The following is an 18,788-nucleotide window of genomic DNA, read 5'->3' as shown; positions in this document are numbered from 1 at the left end:
GTAGGACGACGGACCGCCCCTGTCCCGGCGGCATTCCGCGCCGGGCCGAGCCCCATCCGAATGGCCGACACCCCGGATCCCCCGACGGCCCACCGGACGACTCGATTCCGCCACCGCTTTTCGGCCACGCCCGGCCGGGGGCGGGGGCGGGTGGCCGGAAGCCGACGGACCGGGGTGAACGGTGGGCTACGGGCTGGTAACTTGCGCGAGTTGATCAAGGCCGGGGCCCGGTTCGCGGTGCCGCCCGGCCGGAGCCACCCCCATCCAAGGAACCACATTGGCACGCACCGTCCGCACGACGGCCCTCACGTTCGCGCTCTCCCTGGCCCTGCTGCCCGCCGCCCCGGCGTTCGCCGCCGACTCCCCCACCCCGCACCTGGACGCGGTGGAGCAGACCCTGCGCCAGGTCTCCCCCGGCCTGGAGGGTTCCGTCTGGGAGCGCACCGCCGGCAACCGCCTCGGCGCCACCGCCCCCGGCGGCGCCGACTGGCTGCTGCAGAGCCCGGGCTGCTGGGGTGACCCCGCCTGCGCCGAGCGCCCCGGCTCCGCCCGGCTGCTCGACAAGATGCGCCAGGACATCGCCCAGGCCCGGCAGAGCGTGGACATATCCACCCTGGCCCCCTTCCCGAACGGGGGGTTCCAGGACGCGATCGTGGCCGGCCTGAAGGAGGCGGCGCAGAAGGGCAACCGGCTCCAGGTCCGCATCATGGTCGGCGCGGCGCCGGTCTACCACGCCAACGTGATCCCGTCCTCGTACCGCGACGAGATGGTGGCCAAGCTGGGCCCGGCGGCGGCGAACATCACCTTGAACGTGGCCTCGATGACCACCTCGAAGACCGGCTTCTCCTGGAACCACTCCAAGCTGGTGGTGGTGGACGGCAATTCGGTGATCACCGGTGGCATCAACAGCTGGAAGGACGACTACCTCGACACCGCGCACCCGGTCAACGACGTCGACCTGGCGCTGTCCGGCCCGGCGGCGGGCTCGGCCGGCCGCTACCTCGACACCCTGTGGGACTGGACCTGCCGCAACAAGGGCAGCTGGACCAGTGTCTGGTTCGCCTCCTCGAACGGCGCCGGCTGCCTGCCCACCCTGCCCCGGCCGGCCGCCCCGGCGGGCGGCGGCGGCGACGTCCCCGCGGTGGCGGTGGGCGGCCTCGGCGTCGGCATCCGGCAGAGCGACCCGGCCTCGGCCTTCCGGCCCGTGCTGCCGACGGCCTCCGACACCAAGTGCGGCGTCGGCGTGCACGACAACACCAACGCCGACCGGGACTACGACACCGTCAACCCGGAGGAGAGCGCGCTGCGGGCGCTGGTCGCGAGCGCGACCGGGCACATCGAGATCTCCCAGCAGGACCTGCACGCGACCTGCCCGCCGCTGCCCCGCTACGACATCCGGCTCTACGACACCCTCGCCGCGAAGCTGGTGGCAGGGGTGAAGGTCCGCATCGTCGTCAGCGATCCGGCCAACCGGGGCGCGGTCGGCAGCGACGGCTACTCCCAGATCAAGTCGCTCTCCGAGGTCAGCGACGCCCTGAAGGGCCGGCTGACGGCCCTGACCGGCGATGCGGGCAAGGCCAAGGCCGCGATGTGCGACGGTCTCCAGCTGGCGACGTTCCGCGCCTCCGACAGGGCGACGTGGGCGGACGGCAAGCCGTACGCCCTGCACCACAAGCTGGTCTCGGTGGACGACGCGGCCTTCTACACCGGCTCGAAGAACCTCTACCCGTCCTGGCTCCAGGACTTCGGCTACGTCGTCGAGAGCCCGGCCGCCGCCCGCCAGCTGGCGAGCGGTCTGCTGGCCCCGGAATGGCAGTACTCGCAGGCGACCGCCACCTACGACTACGCCCGCGGCATCTGCCAGGGCTGACCGGAACCCCGGGTCAGCGCCTGCGCTGGCCCGGGGTGCCCACCAGGAGCGCCTCGGAGACCAGACGGACGCCCCGGGACAGCCGTCCCAGCTGTTCGAGCTCGATGGCGTACATCCGGATCGTGTTCTCGATCACCGACTCGGCGACGCCCAGCATCGGCAGTTCCGCCCGGCTGGTGTGCAGGGCGACCCGCACCGCGCGCATCTCGTGCTGGAGCTGGAGCTGAGCGTGCCGGGCGAGGAGGGCGTGGTGACGGGTCAGCGTCAGGTAGCCGCCGTAGCGGGCCGGGAGCAGGTCCCGCAGCCAGCGGGTGGCGGTGCGCTCCCAGTCGTGCGAACCGGGGGCCTTCACCTGGAGGGGCCAGTCCGGGCTGCGCGTGAGGGTGGCCGTCTGGGACATTCTCGTCACTTCCGAATGGTGTCGAAGCACTGATCGAGAGGGTGGGGGCGGCCTCGGCCCAGGGGTTGACCGAGGCCGCCGGGAGCGCTCCTCCGGGGATCCGAAAGCCCTGACCTGTCACCCGGTTCCGCCGTGAGGAGGAGCGGCGTACTGGGTGTCCGTTCAAGAGGACGTGGGGACGTCCTCCCTGGCGTCTGCTGGATCCGGAGCGCCGCCGTCAGTAAACATATATACCGTCGAGTACGCAAGCGTATGAAAAATTTCATACATGGCCGGGCTCTGAATATCCCGCTGCGAAAACGGCCTCCGACGGGTGACCGGGCGGTGTCCCCGTGGGGCCCTAGAGAAAGAATCCGTGCTGGTCGGCGGCCTGCTCGTACTGTTCGAGGCGCGCCTGGGTGCGTTCCGGATCGGCGTCCGCCATCGCCTGGAGCAGGGCGGCGGACAGCATGCCGGGGGCCGCGTACGAATCGAAGACCAGCCGGGATCCGGTGCCGGCGGTGAGCGCCACGTCGGCCTCCTCGACCAGCGGGCCCAGGGTGGGGTCGGTGATCAGCACCACGCGCAGCCCGGTGCTGCGGGCCGCGCGCAGGGCCGCCAGGGTCTCGTTGGCGTGCCGGGGCATCGCGAAGGCCAGCACCCAGCTGCCGCCGGCCGCCCGGGACTGGAGCAGGGCGTCGTACGCCACGCTGCCGCCCCGGGTCACCAGGCGGACGTCGGGGTGGATGCGCCGGGCCGCGTAGGCGAAGTACTCGGCGAGGGAGACCGAGATGCGCAGGCCCAGGACGGTCAGCGGGACGGAGCGGGCCAGGTCCCGGCCGATCTCCAGCACCCGGTTGGTGTCGGCGAGGAGCCTGCGGACGTTCTCCAGGTTCTCGATCTCGGCGTCGACGGCGGCCTGGAGCTCGTTGTGGCGGATCTGCTCACGGCTGTCGGGGGTGCGGGCCACCGCGCTCAGCGCGATGGGCTGGAGCACGTCGCGCAGCGCGGGATAGCCGCTGAAGCCGAGCGAGGCCGCGAAGCGGGTGACGGAGGGCTGGCTGACGCCGACCCGTTCGGCGAGCTCGGTGATGGAGAGGAAGGCGGCCTCGGTGAGGTGGTCGATCAGGTACTGGGCGATCCGCCGCTGGCCCGGTGACAGCCGGTGCCCGTCGAAGAGCGCGAGCAGCCGGTCGGCCGCCGGCTTGCCCTGCTCCGGTGCGGCCGTGCCCGGCGTGATCGCGGCCGCCTGTGCGCGTGCCTGCTGCCCCGATGACACCGGAGGGCCTCCTTCTCACGTCACTCTTGTTCCAACATAGCCCACGCTCCGTGGTCGGATGATCATTGTGCCGTGCGGGGCCGCCGCTCCCGTGGACGCGGCGGCCCCCCGGCCGGGCAGGCCCGTCAGGCCTCGGACCGGGGCCGTCCGGGCCGGCCCGGGCCCCGGGTCAGGGTGTACCCGTAGATGCCCGCGAGGGCTCCGAGCACCCCGCCCGCGGCGGTCCACAGCCAGCGGTCGGACCACCAGCCGCCAGACCAGCCGTCCTCGGGCGCGCGGGCCGCGCGCTGCTCCTCCGAGGCCCCCGCGATGCCGGGGACCAGCGGCTCGGCCAGGACGGCGTCGACCGCCCGGGCCCCGCCCGCCTCCTTCACGTCGGCCTCGACCTGCGCCCGTACGGGCAGGCCCAGGTCCTCCTCGGGCAGCCCGACGACGGTGAGGCGGACGTAGTAGCTGCCCGGGAGCGGGTCGTTGGACCAGGCCTCGGCCCCGGAGCTGACCGTGCGCAGGACGCAGGCCAGTTCCACGGTGGACTCCTCCTTGGCGGCCGCCGCGCTCTGGGTTCCGTAGGTGCAGGCCTGGCGGCGGCGCAGCCCGTCGTAGACGTCGAGCCGCCAGGTGGAGGCGCCGTGCCGGGCGGCGGCCTCCGGGAGGGTGACCGCGGCCCGTACGGTGACCCGCTGGCCCGCGTCGACGGGCAGGACCCAGTACAGGTAGTCGCCGCTGGAGGCGGACGCGGTGGCCTTCTGGCCGGGCCGGAACGGGGTCGCGGTGCGGAAGCCCGTGCCCGCCTCGGTCGGGCCGTCCCCCTTGGCGCCGGTGCTCGGCGTCGGGCTCGGGGCCGCGGTGGCGGCGGCCGCGGGGGCCAGGAGCGCGGCCCCCGCCAGCAGGGCGGCCGTCAGGGTGCGTACGGCTTGCATCAGTTGGTCCTCCAGACGGAGATGCGCCAGCGCGAGATCCAGCCCCAGACCAGGCCCGCGAGCAGGCCGGTGAGCACCAGCAGGCCGAGCAGCCACCAGCCCCGGCCGAGGCCGAAGGAGGCCACGTCGGAGGGCTCGTCGGGGCCGTCGACCAGGTCGACGGTCAGCTCTAGCGGCATGCCGGGCGCGGTCTTGACGGCCGGGCCGGCCGAGAAGGAGTTGCTGACCTGGAGGCAGACCGTCTCGGGCGCGTCGGCGGCGTTCCCGTCCAGCGGGGCCTTCGGGTAGCGCAGGCCCGTCGAGACGACGTCGGTACGGCCGTCACCGGCCTCCGAGCCGCGGACGATCTCCCGCCCGTGGACGGTGGAGGCGCGCAGCAGCACCCCGTAGTCGTTGTTCACGGCACGGTCGGCGCCGATGCTGACCGAGGCGCGCAGTTCCTGGCCGGGGCGGACGTCGACGCGGTACCAGCGGTGCTCGCCGAAGGCCTCGCGGTCGCTGTAGAGGCCGGCCTTCAGCTGCGGTGCGCCCTCGCACTGCCGGGCGCCCTCGGTGGCCACCGGGGTGACGACGGGGTCGGCGGCGCGGTCGACGAGCTGTCTGACCCTGCCGGAGAGTTCGGCCGTGTGCGCCACCGAGGTGTACGTGCCGCCGGTGGCCTCCGCGATGCAGGTCAGCTGGGCGCGGGTCTTGGCGTCGGGGACGAGACCGAGGGTGTCGACGACGAGGTGGATGCCCTTGGCCGCGATGTCGCGGGCCACTTCGCAGGGGTCGAGCGGGGCGCAGGTGTCCTCGCCGTCGGTGATGAGCACGATCCGGCGGGTGGCGTTGCCGCCGTCGAGGTCCTGGGCGGCGGCCTGGAGGGCCGGTCCGATGGGCGTCCAGCCGGTGGGCGCGAGGGTGGCGACGGCGGTCTTGGCCTCGGTGCGGTTGACCGTGCCGACGGGGTAGAGCTGCTTGGTGTCCTTGCAGCCGAGCGCCCGGTCGTCGCCGGGGTAGGTGGCGCCCAGGGTCCTTATGCCGAGCCGGACTTCGTCGGGCACGGCGTCCAGGACCTCGTTGAAGGCCTGTTTCGCGGCGGCCATGCGGGACTGGCCGTCGATGTCGGCCGCGCGCATCGAGCCGCTGACATCGAGCACCAGCTCGACCTTGGGCGGCTCTTTCACGGGTCCGTCGGCGGCGACGGCGTTCGAGGGCAGGAGCCCCGCGGTCAAGGCGACGAACAGGCCGCAGGCCCGGACCGCCAGCCGTTTTCTTGTGATCATCGCCGGATCGTATTGAGGATCCGACGGCAAACCAAAACGCGCTCCGGCGGGCGCCGTTCACCCGCCGGGCGGCGCGACGGCGGCCCTGCGGGCGGTGCCGCCGGGGTCCTTACCAGCGCACCGGCAGCCGGCTCACCCCGCGCATCAGGCTGCCCGCCAGCCACTGCGGCGGCCCCGCGGCCGGGTCCGTCTCCAGCCCGGGGAAGCGCTCCAGCAGTCGGCGGAGCGCGATGCGGCCCTCCATCCGGGCCAGCGGGGCGCCGATGCAGAAGTGCAGGCCGTGGCCGAAGGCGAGGTGGCCCTGCGGGGCGCGGCGGATGTCGAAGACGTCCGGGTCGGCGAAGCGGCCGGGGTCCCGGTCGGCGCCGGCGAGCGAGACGAGGACGACGGCTCCGGCGGGGATGAGCGTGCCGCCGATCTCCACGTCCGTGGCGGCGTGCCGGTAGGTGCTGTTCTGTACGGGACCGTCGTAGCGGAGCATCTCCTCCACGGCCCCGTCGAAGAGCCCGTCGGGGTCGGCGCGCAGCGCGGCCAGCTGATCGGGGTGGGCGAGCAGGGCGCGCACGCCGTTGGAGATCAGGTTGACGGTGGTCTCGTGGCCCGCGACCAGCAGCAGGAAGGCCATGCCGATCAGTTCGTCCGGGGAGAGCGAGTCGCCGTCCTCGTCGCGGGTGCGGATGAGCGCGCTGAGCAGGTCCTCGCCGGGCGCCCCGGCCTTCAGCGCGATCAGCTCCGCGAGGTAGCCGCTCAGCTGCTGGTGGGCTTCGTTGCCGACGACGCCCGGCACGGGCGCGACCACGGCGTTGGACCAGCCGCGGAAACGGTGCCGGTCCAGGTCGGGCACGCCGAGCAGCTCGCAGATGACCGTCATCGGGAGCGGGAAGGCGAGCTCCTCGATCAGGTCGGCGGAGCGCTCGGGGCGGGCGGCCATGGCGTCGAGGAGTTCGCCGGTGATCCCCTCCACGCGCGGGCGCAGCCCTTCGACCCGGCGCGCGGTGAACTCGCGGGCCACCAGGCGGCGCAGCCGGGTGTGCTGCGGCGGGTCGGCCTCCAGCATGTTGGAGTTGGCCGCCGTGGCCTCGATCTCGGGAAACAGGCCCGCGCTGCGCCAGTCCTTGCGCAGCGCGGGGTGGCCCAGGGCCTGGCGGGCCTCCTCGTACCCGACGACGAGCCAGCACGGAGCCTCGTCGGGAGAACCCCCGCCGACCCGGTGCACCGGTCCGGCCGCGCGCAGCGCCGCGTAGTAGGAGTAGGGGTCTGCGTCGAAGTTCCGGGCCGCGGAGGTGATGTCGACTACGGGCATGGACCCACCGTACGACGGCGAACGCCCTCCGGAGACGGGCGGATCCGGCCACGTGGCGGCGGCGCGGCCGGACCCTGCCGTCAGCCGGCGAGGCCCTCGGGGAGCGGGCCGGTGTGCAGGACGCCGAGGTGCTGGGTGGCCCGGGTGAGGGCCACATACAGGTCGCTGGGCTGGAACCGCCCGGGTTCGACGACGATGACGGTGTCGAATTCCAGCCCCTTGGCCTGGCGCGGGTCCAGCAGGACGACGGCCCGGGTGAGGTCCGGTTCCTCCCCCGCCGTCACCCCGGGCAGGGCGGCGGCCAGGGCCGGGTGCAGGGGGCGCGGGGCGATCACCGCGAGGCGGCCCTCGGCGGGCGCGCCGGTGCGGACGGCCTCGGCGAGGGCGCCCGGCAGGTCCGCGGCCCGGCGCACCCAGGGCCGTACCCCGGTGGAGCGCACCGAGCGGGGCGGTTCGAAGCCGGGGTCGTGGGCGCGCAGCACCGCTGCCGCGACCTCCATGATCTCCGCCGGTGTGCGGTAGTTGACGCCGAGGCGCACCCGCTCCCAGCGCTCGCCGACGTACGGGTCCAGGATCCGCCGCCACGAGCCGCAGCCCGCCTCGTCGCCGGTCTGGGCCGGGTCGCCGACGAGGGTCATGGACCGGGTCGGGCAGCGGCGCATCAGCAGCCGCCAGGCCATCTCGGACAGTTCCTGCGCCTCGTCGACGATGACGTGCCCGAAGCTCCAGGTCCGGTCGGCGGCGGCGCGTTCGGCGGTCGTGCGGTGGTCGTCCTCCTCGTGCCGCTCCGCCATCCGTTCCGCGTCGATGAGGTCGTGGGCGGCGAGGTACTCGTTCTCCGCGTCCTCGAACTCGTAGGACTCGGAGCCCTGGGAGAGGTCGAGGACGCCCTGGGCGTAGGCGACGCGTTCCAGCCGGTCGCGTTCGGCGGCGGCCCGCTCGGCGCTGTCGTCGACGCCGAGGAGTTCCGCGGCCTCGTCCAGGAGCGGCACGTCGGCCGGGGTCCACGGCCCCGAGGTGCGCCGGATCAGCGCGGCGTCGGCCTCGGGGAGGTGCGAGGGGCCGGCGAGGAAGTCGCCGACGAGCCGCTCGGGGGTGAGGTGCGGCCACAGGGTGTCGATGGCCGCGTGCACCTCGGTGCTGGTGGCGATCTCCTTGCCGAGCTGGGCGACGTCGTCGGGGCCGAGCAGGTTGGGGCCGCCGTAGGGGTCGGCGCCGAGCCGGTCGGCGAGCTGCGCGGTGAGGGCGTCGATGACGGCGAACGCGAAGTAGGGGCGGGCCAGGTTGTGCGGCAGGGCGGTGGCGCGGGCCCGGTCGCGGGCGGCGTGCGCCATGGTCCGGTCGAGCAGCAGGGTCCCGTAGTCGTCGTGGTCGATCTCCAGGGCCGGTTCGGGGACCACGTCGTGCTCCTCGCCGCTGCCGGCGGGCACGCCCTCGGGGAGGGTCTGCCGGTCGGCGACGACCCGCGCGAGGACGTCGGCCATGGTGGCGCGGCCCTTGACGGCCGCGGCGCCGGGGCGGTCGGTGCCGGTGGCGCGGACGCCGGGGAACAGGTCCGCCGGGGAGGCCAGCAGCACCCCGGTCTCGCCGAGGGAGGGCAGCACCTCGCCGATGTAGCCGAGGAAGGCGGGGTTGGGGCCGACGATCAGTACGCCGCGCTTGGCGAGGAGCTCGCGGTGGGCGTAGAGGAGGTAGGCGGCGCGGTGCAGGGCCACGGCCGTCTTCCCCGTGCCGGGGCCGCCCTCCACGACGAGGACGCCCCGGTGCGGCGAGCGGATGACACGGTCCTGCTCGGCCTGGATGGTCCGCACGATGTCGTGCATGCGGCCGGTGCGGGCGGCGTCGAGGGCGGCGAGCAGCACGGCGTCCGCGTCGGCGCCCTCGTGGCCGGTGCGTTCGGTGTCGGAGAGGTCGAGGATCTCGTCGTGCAGGCCGGTGACCTCGCGGCCCCGGGTGGTGATGTGCCGGCGGCGGCGCAGCCCCATCGGCACGTGCCCGGTCGCGAGATAGAACGGGCGGGCCATTTCGGCGCGCCAGTCCAGTACGAGAGGCGTGCGTTCCGCGTCGTCCTGGCGGATTCCGATGCGGCCGATGTGGTGGTCCCGGCCGTCCGAGAACTCCAGCCGGCCGAAACAGAGTCCGTGTTCGGCGGCGTTCAGCGCGGCGGACAGGCCGGACTGCTCGGCGACGAGCACGTCCCGCTCCAGCCGCTCCTGGAACCCGTTCCCACCCTGGCGCAGGGCCGTCCGCACGGCGCGGTCGGCCCGGTCCCGGAGTTCTTCGAGCCGGGCGTACAGCTCCGTGAGGAATTGCTGCTCACTTTGAAATTCGATGTTTGACAATTCCACTCCCGGCGCGATACGATGCCTCTGTAAACCTTGTTCACGCCTGCCCGCAAAGAAGGCGTGAACCATCGAATATACGTGAATGCACGCCCTGGACGTCAATTCGTCCGGGGCGTTTTTCGTATTCCCTGCCCCGCTTCCGCCGCACGGGGAACGATCCTCGCGCCGCACGGGGCGTTCGGGGCGGTTTCTCCTAGTCTCTCCTGGCACGGCCCGTTCCGTCCGCCGCCCCCGAGGAGACGCATGTCCCGAACCCGTCGGTCCGCCGCCCTCGCGGCAGGCACCCTCCTCGCCGCGGGCCTGCTCGTGTCCGCCCCCGCCGCCCCCGCCGCCGCGGCCGGTGCCGCCGGTGTGCAGCGGGTCCGGCCCGGGCACGACGGGGCCCACGGGTCCGGCGACGCCGAGGCCGCCCTGATCGGCGCGGAGCACGCGCGGGCCCACGCGGGACGGCGCGCCGCCGCCCGCAGCGCCGGAAGCTATCCGCAGACCACCCGTACCGCGTCGCTCATCGCGCTGACGGAGTCCCAGGCCCGGGCCAACGCCGGCTTCACCGCGGCCGAGTACGGCCGGTTCGCGGAGTACTTCCCCTCCCCCGACTTCGGCGTCCACCTCGCCCAGCTGCCGACCGGCAAGGTGCTGCTGTTCTCCTTCGAGCGGGTGGAGACCGACCCCACCAAGGAGACCGGCCCCACCGACCGGATCGGGCCGACCAACGCCGGACGCGCCTACCTGTGGGACCCGGCGCGCGGGACGGGCGCCCGGGCCTTCAAGGAGGTCCGGCCGCCGACCGTGCTGATGCCCGACGGGACGCACGTCCCGCGCCCGGCCCCGTTCTTCTGCGCCGGGCACGCCTTCCTGCCCAACGGGATGGTCGCCGTCTTCGGCGGCAACACCGGCGGCAAGGGCGGCAGCGGAGCCCGGCTGTCCTTCGTCTTCGACCCCTGGACGGAGACCTGGTACCGCAACCGGGACATGTCGGTGGGCCGCTGGTACCCCTCGGTGGTCACCGGCGCCGACGGCCGCCAGATCATCATGTCGGGCCAGTCCGAGCGCGGTACGGGCACCCCCACGCCGGTGGTGGAGCGGTTCCCGGCCAAGCGGCTGCCCGTGCCCCGGCGGACGTACGACGTCCCGCTCGACATCGCCTCCGAACGGTTCGGCGCGGACGCCCCCTTCCGCAACGACTACCCGCACCTCTTCTCGCTGCGGGACGGCATGATCTACGGGCTGGGGCGCGACGCCGACCAGCAGTGGCGGTTCGACCCGGCCGCGGAGACACGTACCGACCTGCCCCGGCGGCCCGCCGACTTCCGCGGCTACGGGTCCGCCGTGCCGCTCCCCGCCGGACTGCGCGGCCCGGACTCCGTGCTGGTCCTCGGCGGCGACCCGCACGACCCGAACACGTACGAACTCTCCGGCGCCGGCTGGCGGACCCGCGAACCCCGCGCCTTCGGGCGCACCCAGGACGACACCCTGATCCTGCCGGACGCCACGCTGCTCACCGTCAACGGCGCCCTGAGCACCCGGGACTACGGCAACGGCCCGTTCAACCCGAAGGCCGACCTCAAGTACCGGCAGACCGAACTGCGGGACGCGGCCGGCCACTGGCGGCTGGGCCCGGCGCAGCGGCTGCCGCGCGGCTACCACTCCAACGCCCTGGTGATGCCGGACGGCCGGGTGATGGTGACCGGCGACGAGCTCCAGCAGATCGCCAACGACCCCGACATCCGCGACGCGATGGACGGCAGCATCGAGCTGTACGAGCCGGCCTACCTGCACCGGGGCCCGCGCCCCGCCCTCGACCGGGTCCCCGCCGCCGCACTCGCCCACGACACGGGCTTCGAGGTGCGCAGCTCGACGGCGTCCGCCGTGCGGCGGGCCGTGCTGCTGGCGCCGACGACGGTCACCCACGCCGTGAACACCAGCCAGCGCCACCTCGAACTGCGGATCACGGGCACCCGCGGCGACACGATCGCCCTGCGCACCCCGCCCACCGCCGCCGACGCCCCGCCGGGCTACTACATGCTCTTCCTCCTCGACGCCGACGGCGTCCCCAGCCGGGCCCGCTGGGTGAAGCTCGGCCACTAGGAGTCGCCGGCCGGGAGGGACGCCCGGCCCGGGCCCGTCGCACGGATGGCTGTGGACGACGCTTCCCGGCACGACAGGCCGGCGGCGGACTCGTAGCGTCGGCAGCGCGGGCCCGGACGGCCCGGCGAGGTGAACTCTCCTGATGAGAGGGCGTGCCGATGCGAGACGAAGCCGCGATATCGAGCCTGCTCCGGGTCCACCGGGGAACCGCCGAACCCGAGGAACTGGCCGCGATCACCGTGGTCGTCGCCTGCCTCGCGGGCCGGGTTGCGGCCGGCGCCGCCACCCGGCCCGCGCGGACCGCGCACCACCGCCCGCGGCCGCGGGCCGCCGGCCACGGCTGCTGGGCGGGGTGCTGGGCCTGCGGCTGACGCCGTCAGGGACGGCGCAGCAGCCGCTTCATCGCGTCGAGCAGGACGGCCTCCGGGTCGGCGGCGGCGCCCTCCGAGCGCCAGGCGACGAACCCGTCCGGGCGTACGAGGACCGCTCCGTCGGCCGGCAGCTCGTGCAGCTCCGCCCAGTCGGCGCCCTCCGGCTGGACCAGGTCGGCGCCGGCGCCGGAGCCGATGGCGTACGCGTCCAGGCGGGCGCCCGTCTGCCGCGCCACTGCGGCCGCGGCCGCCTTCCAGGGCGAGCCCTCGCCGCTGAGCAGCACGAACGCCCGCTCGTACAGGTCGATCGTGGAGATCCGCTCACCCGTCCGGGTCAGCCACATGTGCGGGGCGCGGGTACCGACGTCGCCCCTGAGCCGCATCGTCTCGGGGATGACCGGCCGGGACGGGTCGCCGCCGAGGACCGCGCCCTGCCCGTAGGCGTAGCCCATCGCGGTGGTGAGGACCCCGCTGCCCGGACCGCCGCCCATGGTGGGCGGCGGCACGTACCCCGGGTGGCTGTGCTCGGCCGAGCGGGCGGAGGCGCGCTCGCTGGTGGCGCGGGCCACCGGGAGGCGCTCCTGCTCGTAGGTCTCCAGCAGTTCCGGCCCGGCCGCGCCGCTGAGGACGGCCGCCACCTTCCAGGCGAGGTTGTGCGCGTCCTGGATTCCGGTGTTGGAGCCGAAGGCGCCGGTCGGGCACATCTCGTGGGCCGCGTCGCCGACGACGAAGACCCGGCCGACCCGGTACTTCTGCGCCACCCGTTCGGCGGCGTGCCAGGGCGCCTTGCCGCCGATCTCCACGTCCAGGTCGGGCACCCCGATGGCCGCGCGGATCTGCGCCGCGCAGCGCTCGTCGGTGAAGTCCTCCAGGGTCTCGCCCGTCTCGGGGTGCCAGGGGGCGTGGAAGACCCACTGGGTCTCGTTGTCCACCGGCAGCAGCGCTCCGTCGGCGCCCGGCTTCAGCAGGTAGCAGACGATGAAGCGCAGGTCGCCCAGGACGCCGGCGAGCCGCTCGGAGCGGAAGACGATGCTCACGTTGTGGAACAGCTCGCCGTTGCCCGTCTGGCGGATGCGCAGGGCCTCGCGGACGGGGCTCCTCGGGCCGTCGGCGGCGATCAGGTAGTCGGCGCGGACGGTGAGGTGCTCACCGCTCTCGCGGTCCTTGACGACGGCGCTCACGCCCTCCTCGTCCTGGTCGAAACTCATCAGTTCGGTGGAGAAGCGGACGTCGGCGCCCTGTGCGCGGCTCTGTTCGGCCAGCACCGGCTCGATGTTGTTCTGGCTGCACAGGCACCAGCCGGTGGGGCTGAACTTCTTCAGCGCGCCCGACGGGTCGACGGCCTTGATGAGCCACTTGTGCTCCCCGCCGACGAGCGAGGACTCGCTCTGGAGGATGCCCTGGTTGGCCTCCAGGGCGGAGGCCTCCTTGCGGATGGCGGGTTCGACCCCCGCCGTGCGGAACAGTTCCATCGTCCGGGCGTTGATCCCCCGGCCTCGGGGGTGGACGGACGTACCGGCGTGCTTCTCGACCAGCAGGTGCCTGATGCCGTGGCGGCTCAGGAACAGCGAGGTGGACAGGCCCACGAGGGAGCCGCCCACGACGAGGACCGGTACACGAACATCGGCATGCTCTTCCATCAGCTGCGGGCTCCTGTTTCCTGTGGGGGGCAGTGGACGCTTTATGCCCCCGATCGGGGTTCCCGCCCTGGCGAGTCGCGTCTTGTCACCCGCTTGATCCGGAGATGTAGCGATCCGTACCCGGCCGGATGACGATGAGCGACAGCGGCGGCCCCTCGAGCCACACCTCCGCCGTCCCCGACCGCGGAGGCCCGCGGACCCGCAGGCCCACCGGCCTGCGGGCCCCGCACCCCCGGGCAGTCGCCGCCGACTGACGCATGTGAGCGCGTACGTGCCGGTCTCCGTGCACCGACGAAGTGCACTCACGAAGGAGTGAGGAAATGACAACCACCCTGTCAGAGCGGGTGTCGCAGTCCGCCTTCGACGGCTCCATGCTCCGGGTCGTCCTGCTGATGGATCTGCACGAGGGCGCGCAGCAGCGCTTCTTCGACGCCTACGAACAGCTGCGCCACGACATCGCCTCGGTGCCCGGGCACCTCGGCGACCAGCTCTGCCAGTCCTTCTCCAACCCCTCGCAGTGGCTGATCACCAGCGAGTGGGAGAGCGCGCCGCAGTACCTCGCCTGGGTGAACAGCGAGGCGCACGCCGAGCAGGTCCGGCCGCTGGGCGCCTGCGCCCGCTCGATGCGCCCGCTGACCTTCACCGTGCTGCGGGAGACCGGCAAGCGCTACGAGAGCCCGCAGGGGCCGGTGGGAGCCCGGCTCCAGGGGGCGCCCCGGCTCGGCGCGGGCATCGTGCGGCACGCGCTGACGTTCACGGTCAAGCCGGGCAGCGAGGAGCGGGTCGCGCAGATCCTGTCCTCGTACGACTCGCCGCAGGCCCGCGTCGACGACCACACCCGGCTGTGCCGCACCTCGCTGTTCATGCACGGCAACCGGGTGGTGCGGGCGGTCGAGGTCGAAGGAGACCTGACGGCGGCCCTGCGGCACGTGTCGGAGCAGCCCGAGGTGCGTGCCGTGGAGCACGCCATCAACCCGTACCTGGAGCAGGACCGGGACCTGGCCGATCCGGAGTCCGCCCGGATGTTCTTCATGCGCGCGGCGCTGCCGGCCGTCCACCACGTGGCCGCGCAGGGCGCGCAGCCGTCGGAGGTGACGCGGCACGCCCTGTTCTACCCGGCCAAGCCGGGTTGCGGTCCGCTCGTGGCCCGCTTCCTGGCCCGGCAGGACGAGACGGCCGCGAAGCTCCCGACCAGTCCCGTGCTGAGCAGCAGCATCTTCCAGCGCGACGACGTCGTGGTGCGGCTCCTGGACGTCCGCGGGCCGGCCGACGGCCGCTTCGCGGGCGGTTTCGGCATCGAGGGACCCCGCAAGGCGGCGGTGCTGCGGCGCCTGCTCGCCGGGGAGCCCTCCGGTGCGGCCGACGCCCCGCACCCCATGAACCCGATCACCGACCGGCACGCGCCGGAGCGGGACTGATCCGGAACGCACCGCCCCCGCACCACTCCCCGCACCACCCCTCACCCCCACCCGGCAGCCCATGCGCGCACCGCCAGGCTCCCGACCCGCCAGGAGGAAGTCAGCATGACCAGACATCACCCGCGCATCGTCGACCTCAGCGAGACCCAGCCCAACCGCAGGCGCGGAGGCGACCTGCGCGCCGTGCTCACCCCGACGTCGGTGGGCTCGACCAGCGGCTTCATGGGCCTGGCGGTGATGGCCCCGGGCGAGTCGATCGCCGAGCACTACCACCCGTACTCGGAGGAGTTCGTGTACGTGGTGGCCGGCAGCCTGGAGGTCGACCTCGACGGCGAGCCGCACCCGCTGCGCGTCGACCAGGGCCTGCTCGTACCGCTGAACATGCGCCACCGCTTCCGCAACGTCGGTGACACCGAAGCCCGGATGGTCTTCCACCTGGGTCCGCTCGCCCCGCGCCCCGAGCTCGGGCACGTCGACACCGAGGAGGCCCCGAACCCCGAGGCCTCCGGGTGGGCGGAGCGGCCGCCGGAGCGCACGGGAGTGGTCTCGTGACCCGCCGGCGGGTGGCCGTGACGGGGGTGGGCGTCGTCGCCCCCGGGGGCATAGGCGCCCCCGCCTTCTGGGACCTGCTGTCCAACGGCCGTACGGCGACCAGGGGCATCACCCTCTTCGACCCGGCCGGGTTCCGCTCCCGGATAGCCGCGGAGGTGGACTTCGACCCGGCCGAGCACGGCCTGGGCGAGGACGAGGCCGCCCGGGCGGACCGGTACATCCAGTTCGCCCTGGTCGCCGCCCGCGAGGCGGTGGCCGACGCCGGCCTGGAACTGGACGGCGACGGTGCCTGGCGCACCGGCGTCTCCCTGGGCACGGCGGTCGGCGGCACCACCCGGCTGGAGCACGACTACGTCGCGGTGAGCCAGCGGGGCGAGTGGTGGGACGTGGACCACCGGCTGTCCTCGCCCTTCCTGCACCGCGCGTTCACGCCCGCCACGCTCGCTTCGGCGGTGGCGGAGCAGACGGGGGCGCGCGGCCCGGTACAGACCGTCTCCACGGGCTGCACCTCCGGGCTGGACGCCGTCGGGTACGCCGTGCACGCCATCCAGGAGGGCCGGATGGACGTGTGCATCGCGGGGGCGTCGGACTCCCCGGTCTCCCCCATCACCGTGGCCTGCTTCGACGCCATCAAGGCGACCTCGGCCAACAACGACGACCCGGCCCACGCCTCCCGGCCCTTCGACGCCGACCGGGACGGTTTCGTCCTCGGCGAGGGCGGCGCCGTCCTGGTGCTGGAGGAGCTGGAGCACGCCCGGGCCCGCGGGGCCACGGTCTACTGCGAGATAGGCGGGTACGCCACCTTCGGCAACGCCCACCACATGACGGGGCTGACCACCGAGGGCCTGGAGATGGCCCGCGCCATCGAGACGGCGCTGGCCCAGGCCCAAATCGGCTCCGGCGAGATCGACTACGTCAACGCGCACGGCTCCGGCACCAAGCAGAACGACCGCCACGAGACGGCGGCCGTCAAGCGGGTGCTCGGGGATCACGCGTACAAGACGCCGATGACCTCCATCAAATCCATGGTGGGGCACTCCCTCGGTGCCATCGGGGCGATCGAGCTCGCGGCCTGCGTCCTGGCGATGACCCATCACGTGGTGCCGCCGACCGCGAACTACGAGACCCCCGACCCCGAATGCGACCTGGACTACGTGCCGCGCACCGCCCGCAGCCACACCCTGCGCAGCGTGCTGTCCGTCGGCAGCGGATTCGGCGGCTTCCAGTCCGCCGTCGTCCTGACCCAGCCCAAGGAGGTACGCGCGTGAACAGCCGTACTGCCGGCGAGACGGTGGCCGTCACGGGCATCGGGGTCGTCGCGCCCAACGGGATCGGCGCGGACGCCTTCTGGAAGGCGACCCAGTCCGGCGACAGCGTCCTGGACCGGGTGACCCGCCAGGGCTGCGAGCACCTTCCGGTGCGGGTGGCCGGCGAGGTGCGGGACTTCGACCCCGCGGCGCTGGTCGAGGAGCGGTTCCTCGTCCAGACCGACCGGTTCAGCCACTACGCGCTGGCCGCCGCCGACCTGGCGCTGGAACACGCCCGGCTCGGGCGGGCCGACTACGAGGACGACCCGTACGCGGTGGGCGTCGTCACGGCGGCCGGCTCGGGCGGCGGCGAGTTCGGGCAGCGCGAGCTCCAGCGGCTGTGGGGGCAGGGCCCCCGCTACGTCGGCCCGTACCAGTCGATCGCCTGGTTCTACGCGGCCAGCACCGGCCAGATCTCCATCCGGCGCGGGTTCAAGGGCCCGTGCGGGGTCGTGGCGAGCGACGAGGCGGGCGGGCTGGACGCCTTCGCGCACGCCGCCCGGGCGATCCGCCAGGGCAGCCGGGCCATGCTGGTCGGTGCGACGGAGGCCCCGCTCGCCCCGTACTCGGTGGTCTGCCAGCTCGGCTACGAGGGCCTCAGCACCTGGGACGACCCGCAGCGCGCCTACCGGCCCTTCACGGCCAAGGCGTGCGGGTTCGTACCGGCCGAGGGCGGCGCGATGTTCGTCGTCGAGGACGCGGAGGCCGCCCGGCGGCGGGGTGCGACGGTCCGGGCCCTGCTGGCCGGGCACGCCGCCACCTTCACCGGGACGAACCGGCCGGACCCCTCCGGCGAGGGCCTGGCCCATGCCATCCGCGGCGCGCTGCGGGAGGCGGGCTGCGCGCCCGAGGAGGTGGACGTGGTCTTCGCGGACGCCCTGGGCACCCCCGAGGCCGACGCGGCGGAGGCGCGGGCGATCCACGACGCGCTCGGCGGCCACGGCTCCCGGGTGGCGGTCACCGCTCCCAAGACGGGGACCGGGCGGGCGTACTGCGCGGCCGGCACCCTCGACGCGGCGGCGGCCGTCCTGGCCCTGGAACACGGGGTGGTGCCGCCGACCCCGAACGTCTTCGACGTCTGCCACGACCTCGACGTGGTCACCGGCAGCGCCCGGGTCGCCCCCCTGCGGACCGCGCTCGTGCTGAGCCGGGGCCGGATGGGGTCGAACGCGGCGCTCGTCCTGCGCAAAGGGCCCGCATCCCGTGCCTAGGGAGCGGGACCCCGGTTGGTCAGGGCCGCGCAGGGTTCGGCGCGGCCCCCGGAACAAGGAACAGAGAGAAGGCACCATGTCCGACCGACTGACCATCGAAGAGCTGGCGAAGCTCATGAAGACCGCCGGCATCACCGTCGACCCCACCGAGCTCGCGAACCGTCCGGACTCCCAGTTCGACGACTACGGCCTCGACTCGCTGGGCCTGCTCGGCATCGTCGGCGAGCTGGAGAACCGGCGGGGCCGCGCGCTGCCCACGGACGCGGACCGCTGCAAGAGCCCCCGCGAGTTCATCGACCTCGTCAACAACAGCCTCATGACCGGAGCCTGACATGCCTGGACACACCGACAACGAGATCACCGTCAACGCGCCCGTCGACGTCGTCTGGGACGTCACGAACGACCTCCCCAACTGGCCGGAGCTGTTCAGCGAGTACGCGTCGATCGAGATCCTGGAGAAGGCCGGGAACACCACCCGGTTCCGCCTCGCCATGCACCCCGACGAGAACGGGGTGGTGTGGAGCTGGGTCTCGGAGCGGACCCTCGACCGCGACGGCCTCACGGTGAAGGCCCGCCGCGTCGAGACCGGCCCGTTCGCCCACATGGACATCCACTGGGAGTACGGCGAGGCGCCCGGCGGCGGCACCCGGATGCGCTGGGTGCAGGACTTCGCGATGAAGCCGGAGGCGCCCATCGACGACGCGGGGATGACCGAGCGCATCAACCAGAACTCCCGCATCCAGATGGAACTCATCCGGGACAAGATCGAGCGGGGTCACCACGGCAAGCGTCAGCCCGCGACGGCCCGGCGCTGAGGCGACGCCCGTCCCGTCCCGCCCC

General features: G+C 73.7%; 16 protein-coding genes. 9 read left to right on the top strand and 7 right to left on the bottom strand.

Translation table 11 applies throughout. From position 1 onward, the window contains the following. The first annotated feature begins 277 nt into the window (after positions 1–277). A complete protein-coding gene (locus ACFYYT_RS02860) occupies positions 278–1,870 on the top strand; it encodes a phospholipase D-like domain-containing protein (protein ID WP_351817056.1) in 1,593 nt (530 codons plus the stop codon). Between the two features lie 13 nt (positions 1,871–1,883). Here ACFYYT_RS02860 and ACFYYT_RS02855 read toward each other — a convergent pair whose 3' ends face one another. The 6 genes from ACFYYT_RS02855 to ACFYYT_RS02830 all read right to left on the bottom strand — a co-directional run bounded on the left by ACFYYT_RS02855 (position 1,884) and on the right by ACFYYT_RS02830 (position 9,358). Then, positions 1,884–2,270 (bottom strand): hypothetical protein, encoded by a 387-nt coding sequence (locus ACFYYT_RS02855; RefSeq protein WP_351817284.1) that lies wholly within the window; start codon positions 2,268–2,270, stop codon positions 1,884–1,886. Between the two features lie 340 nt (positions 2,271–2,610). Continuing rightward, a complete protein-coding gene (locus ACFYYT_RS02850; protein ID WP_351817054.1) occupies positions 2,611–3,528 on the bottom strand; it encodes a MurR/RpiR family transcriptional regulator in 918 nt (305 codons plus the stop codon). Between the two features lie 125 nt (positions 3,529–3,653). After that, entirely contained in the window at positions 3,654–4,448 is a 795-nt protein-coding gene (locus tag ACFYYT_RS02845; RefSeq protein WP_351817052.1) for a hypothetical protein, read from the bottom strand. Then, the gene (locus ACFYYT_RS02840; RefSeq protein ID WP_351817050.1) at positions 4,448–5,713 is read right to left on the bottom strand and encodes a VWA domain-containing protein; all 1,266 of its coding nucleotides are present in this window, start codon (positions 5,711–5,713) and stop codon (positions 4,448–4,450) included. The genes ACFYYT_RS02845 and ACFYYT_RS02840 overlap by 1 nt, the downstream gene beginning before the upstream one ends. A 109-nt stretch (positions 5,714–5,822) precedes the next feature. Next, positions 5,823–7,016, bottom strand: coding sequence for a cytochrome P450 (locus ACFYYT_RS02835; protein ID WP_351817048.1), 1,194 nt, complete (start codon positions 7,014–7,016; stop codon positions 5,823–5,825). 80 nt (positions 7,017–7,096) lie between these two features. Beyond that, the gene (locus tag ACFYYT_RS02830; protein WP_351817045.1) at positions 7,097–9,358 is read right to left on the bottom strand and encodes an ATP-binding domain-containing protein; all 2,262 of its coding nucleotides are present in this window, start codon (positions 9,356–9,358) and stop codon (positions 7,097–7,099) included. Positions 9,359–9,604: 246 nt separating this feature from the next. Here ACFYYT_RS02830 and ACFYYT_RS02825 point away from each other — a divergent pair, with 246 nt between their 5' ends. Beyond that, a complete protein-coding gene (locus ACFYYT_RS02825) occupies positions 9,605–11,449 on the top strand; it encodes a galactose oxidase-like domain-containing protein (protein ID WP_351817042.1) in 1,845 nt (614 codons plus the stop codon). A gap of 158 nt (positions 11,450–11,607) precedes the next feature. Next, on the top strand, positions 11,608–11,820 hold the full coding sequence (locus ACFYYT_RS02820; protein ID WP_388606899.1) for an acyl-CoA carboxylase subunit epsilon: 213 nt from the start codon (positions 11,608–11,610) through the stop codon (positions 11,818–11,820). A gap of 5 nt (positions 11,821–11,825) precedes the next feature. On the opposite strand, the gene ACFYYT_RS02815 is transcribed toward ACFYYT_RS02820, so the two are convergent. Then, positions 11,826–13,460 carry an FAD-dependent monooxygenase gene (locus tag ACFYYT_RS02815; protein ID WP_351831187.1) on the bottom strand — a complete coding sequence of 545 codons (1,635 nt, stop codon included), beginning with the start codon at positions 13,458–13,460 and terminating at the stop codon, positions 11,826–11,828. A 320-nt stretch (positions 13,461–13,780) separates the two neighbouring features. Here ACFYYT_RS02815 and ACFYYT_RS02810 point away from each other — a divergent pair, with 320 nt between their 5' ends. From ACFYYT_RS02810 to ACFYYT_RS02785, 6 genes are all read left to right on the top strand, one after another. Beyond that, positions 13,781–14,878 carry a SchA/CurD-like domain-containing protein gene (locus ACFYYT_RS02810; protein WP_351831189.1) on the top strand — a complete coding sequence of 366 codons (1,098 nt, stop codon included), beginning with the start codon at positions 13,781–13,783 and terminating at the stop codon, positions 14,876–14,878. A 105-nt stretch (positions 14,879–14,983) separates the two neighbouring features. Continuing rightward, a complete protein-coding gene (locus tag ACFYYT_RS02805) occupies positions 14,984–15,430 on the top strand; it encodes a cupin domain-containing protein (protein ID WP_351831192.1) in 447 nt (148 codons plus the stop codon). Next, positions 15,427–16,698 carry a beta-ketoacyl-[acyl-carrier-protein] synthase family protein gene (locus ACFYYT_RS02800; RefSeq protein ID WP_351831194.1) on the top strand — a complete coding sequence of 424 codons (1,272 nt, stop codon included), beginning with the start codon at positions 15,427–15,429 and terminating at the stop codon, positions 16,696–16,698. The genes ACFYYT_RS02805 and ACFYYT_RS02800 overlap by 4 nt, the downstream gene beginning before the upstream one ends. Further along, positions 16,695–17,948 (top strand): beta-ketoacyl synthase N-terminal-like domain-containing protein, encoded by a 1,254-nt coding sequence (locus ACFYYT_RS02795; RefSeq protein ID WP_351831196.1) that lies wholly within the window; start codon positions 16,695–16,697, stop codon positions 17,946–17,948. The genes ACFYYT_RS02800 and ACFYYT_RS02795 overlap by 4 nt, the downstream gene beginning before the upstream one ends. Before the next feature lie 76 nt (positions 17,949–18,024). Then, complete coding sequence (locus ACFYYT_RS02790; protein ID WP_351831198.1) at positions 18,025–18,279, top strand: phosphopantetheine-binding protein; 255 nt, start codon at positions 18,025–18,027, stop codon at positions 18,277–18,279. Position 18,280: 1 nt separating this feature from the next. Further along, positions 18,281–18,763 (top strand): SRPBCC family protein, encoded by a 483-nt coding sequence (locus ACFYYT_RS02785; RefSeq protein ID WP_351831200.1) that lies wholly within the window; start codon positions 18,281–18,283, stop codon positions 18,761–18,763. Positions 18,764–18,788: the final 25 nt, after the last annotated feature.

The organism is Streptomyces sp. NPDC002032, from assembly GCF_042890765.1.
In the GTDB taxonomy this organism is placed as follows: Bacteria; Actinomycetota; Actinomycetes; order Streptomycetales; family Streptomycetaceae; genus Streptomyces.
Note: the sequence above shows the minus strand (reverse complement) of the source record. Positions and strands in the feature narration are given on the sequence as shown.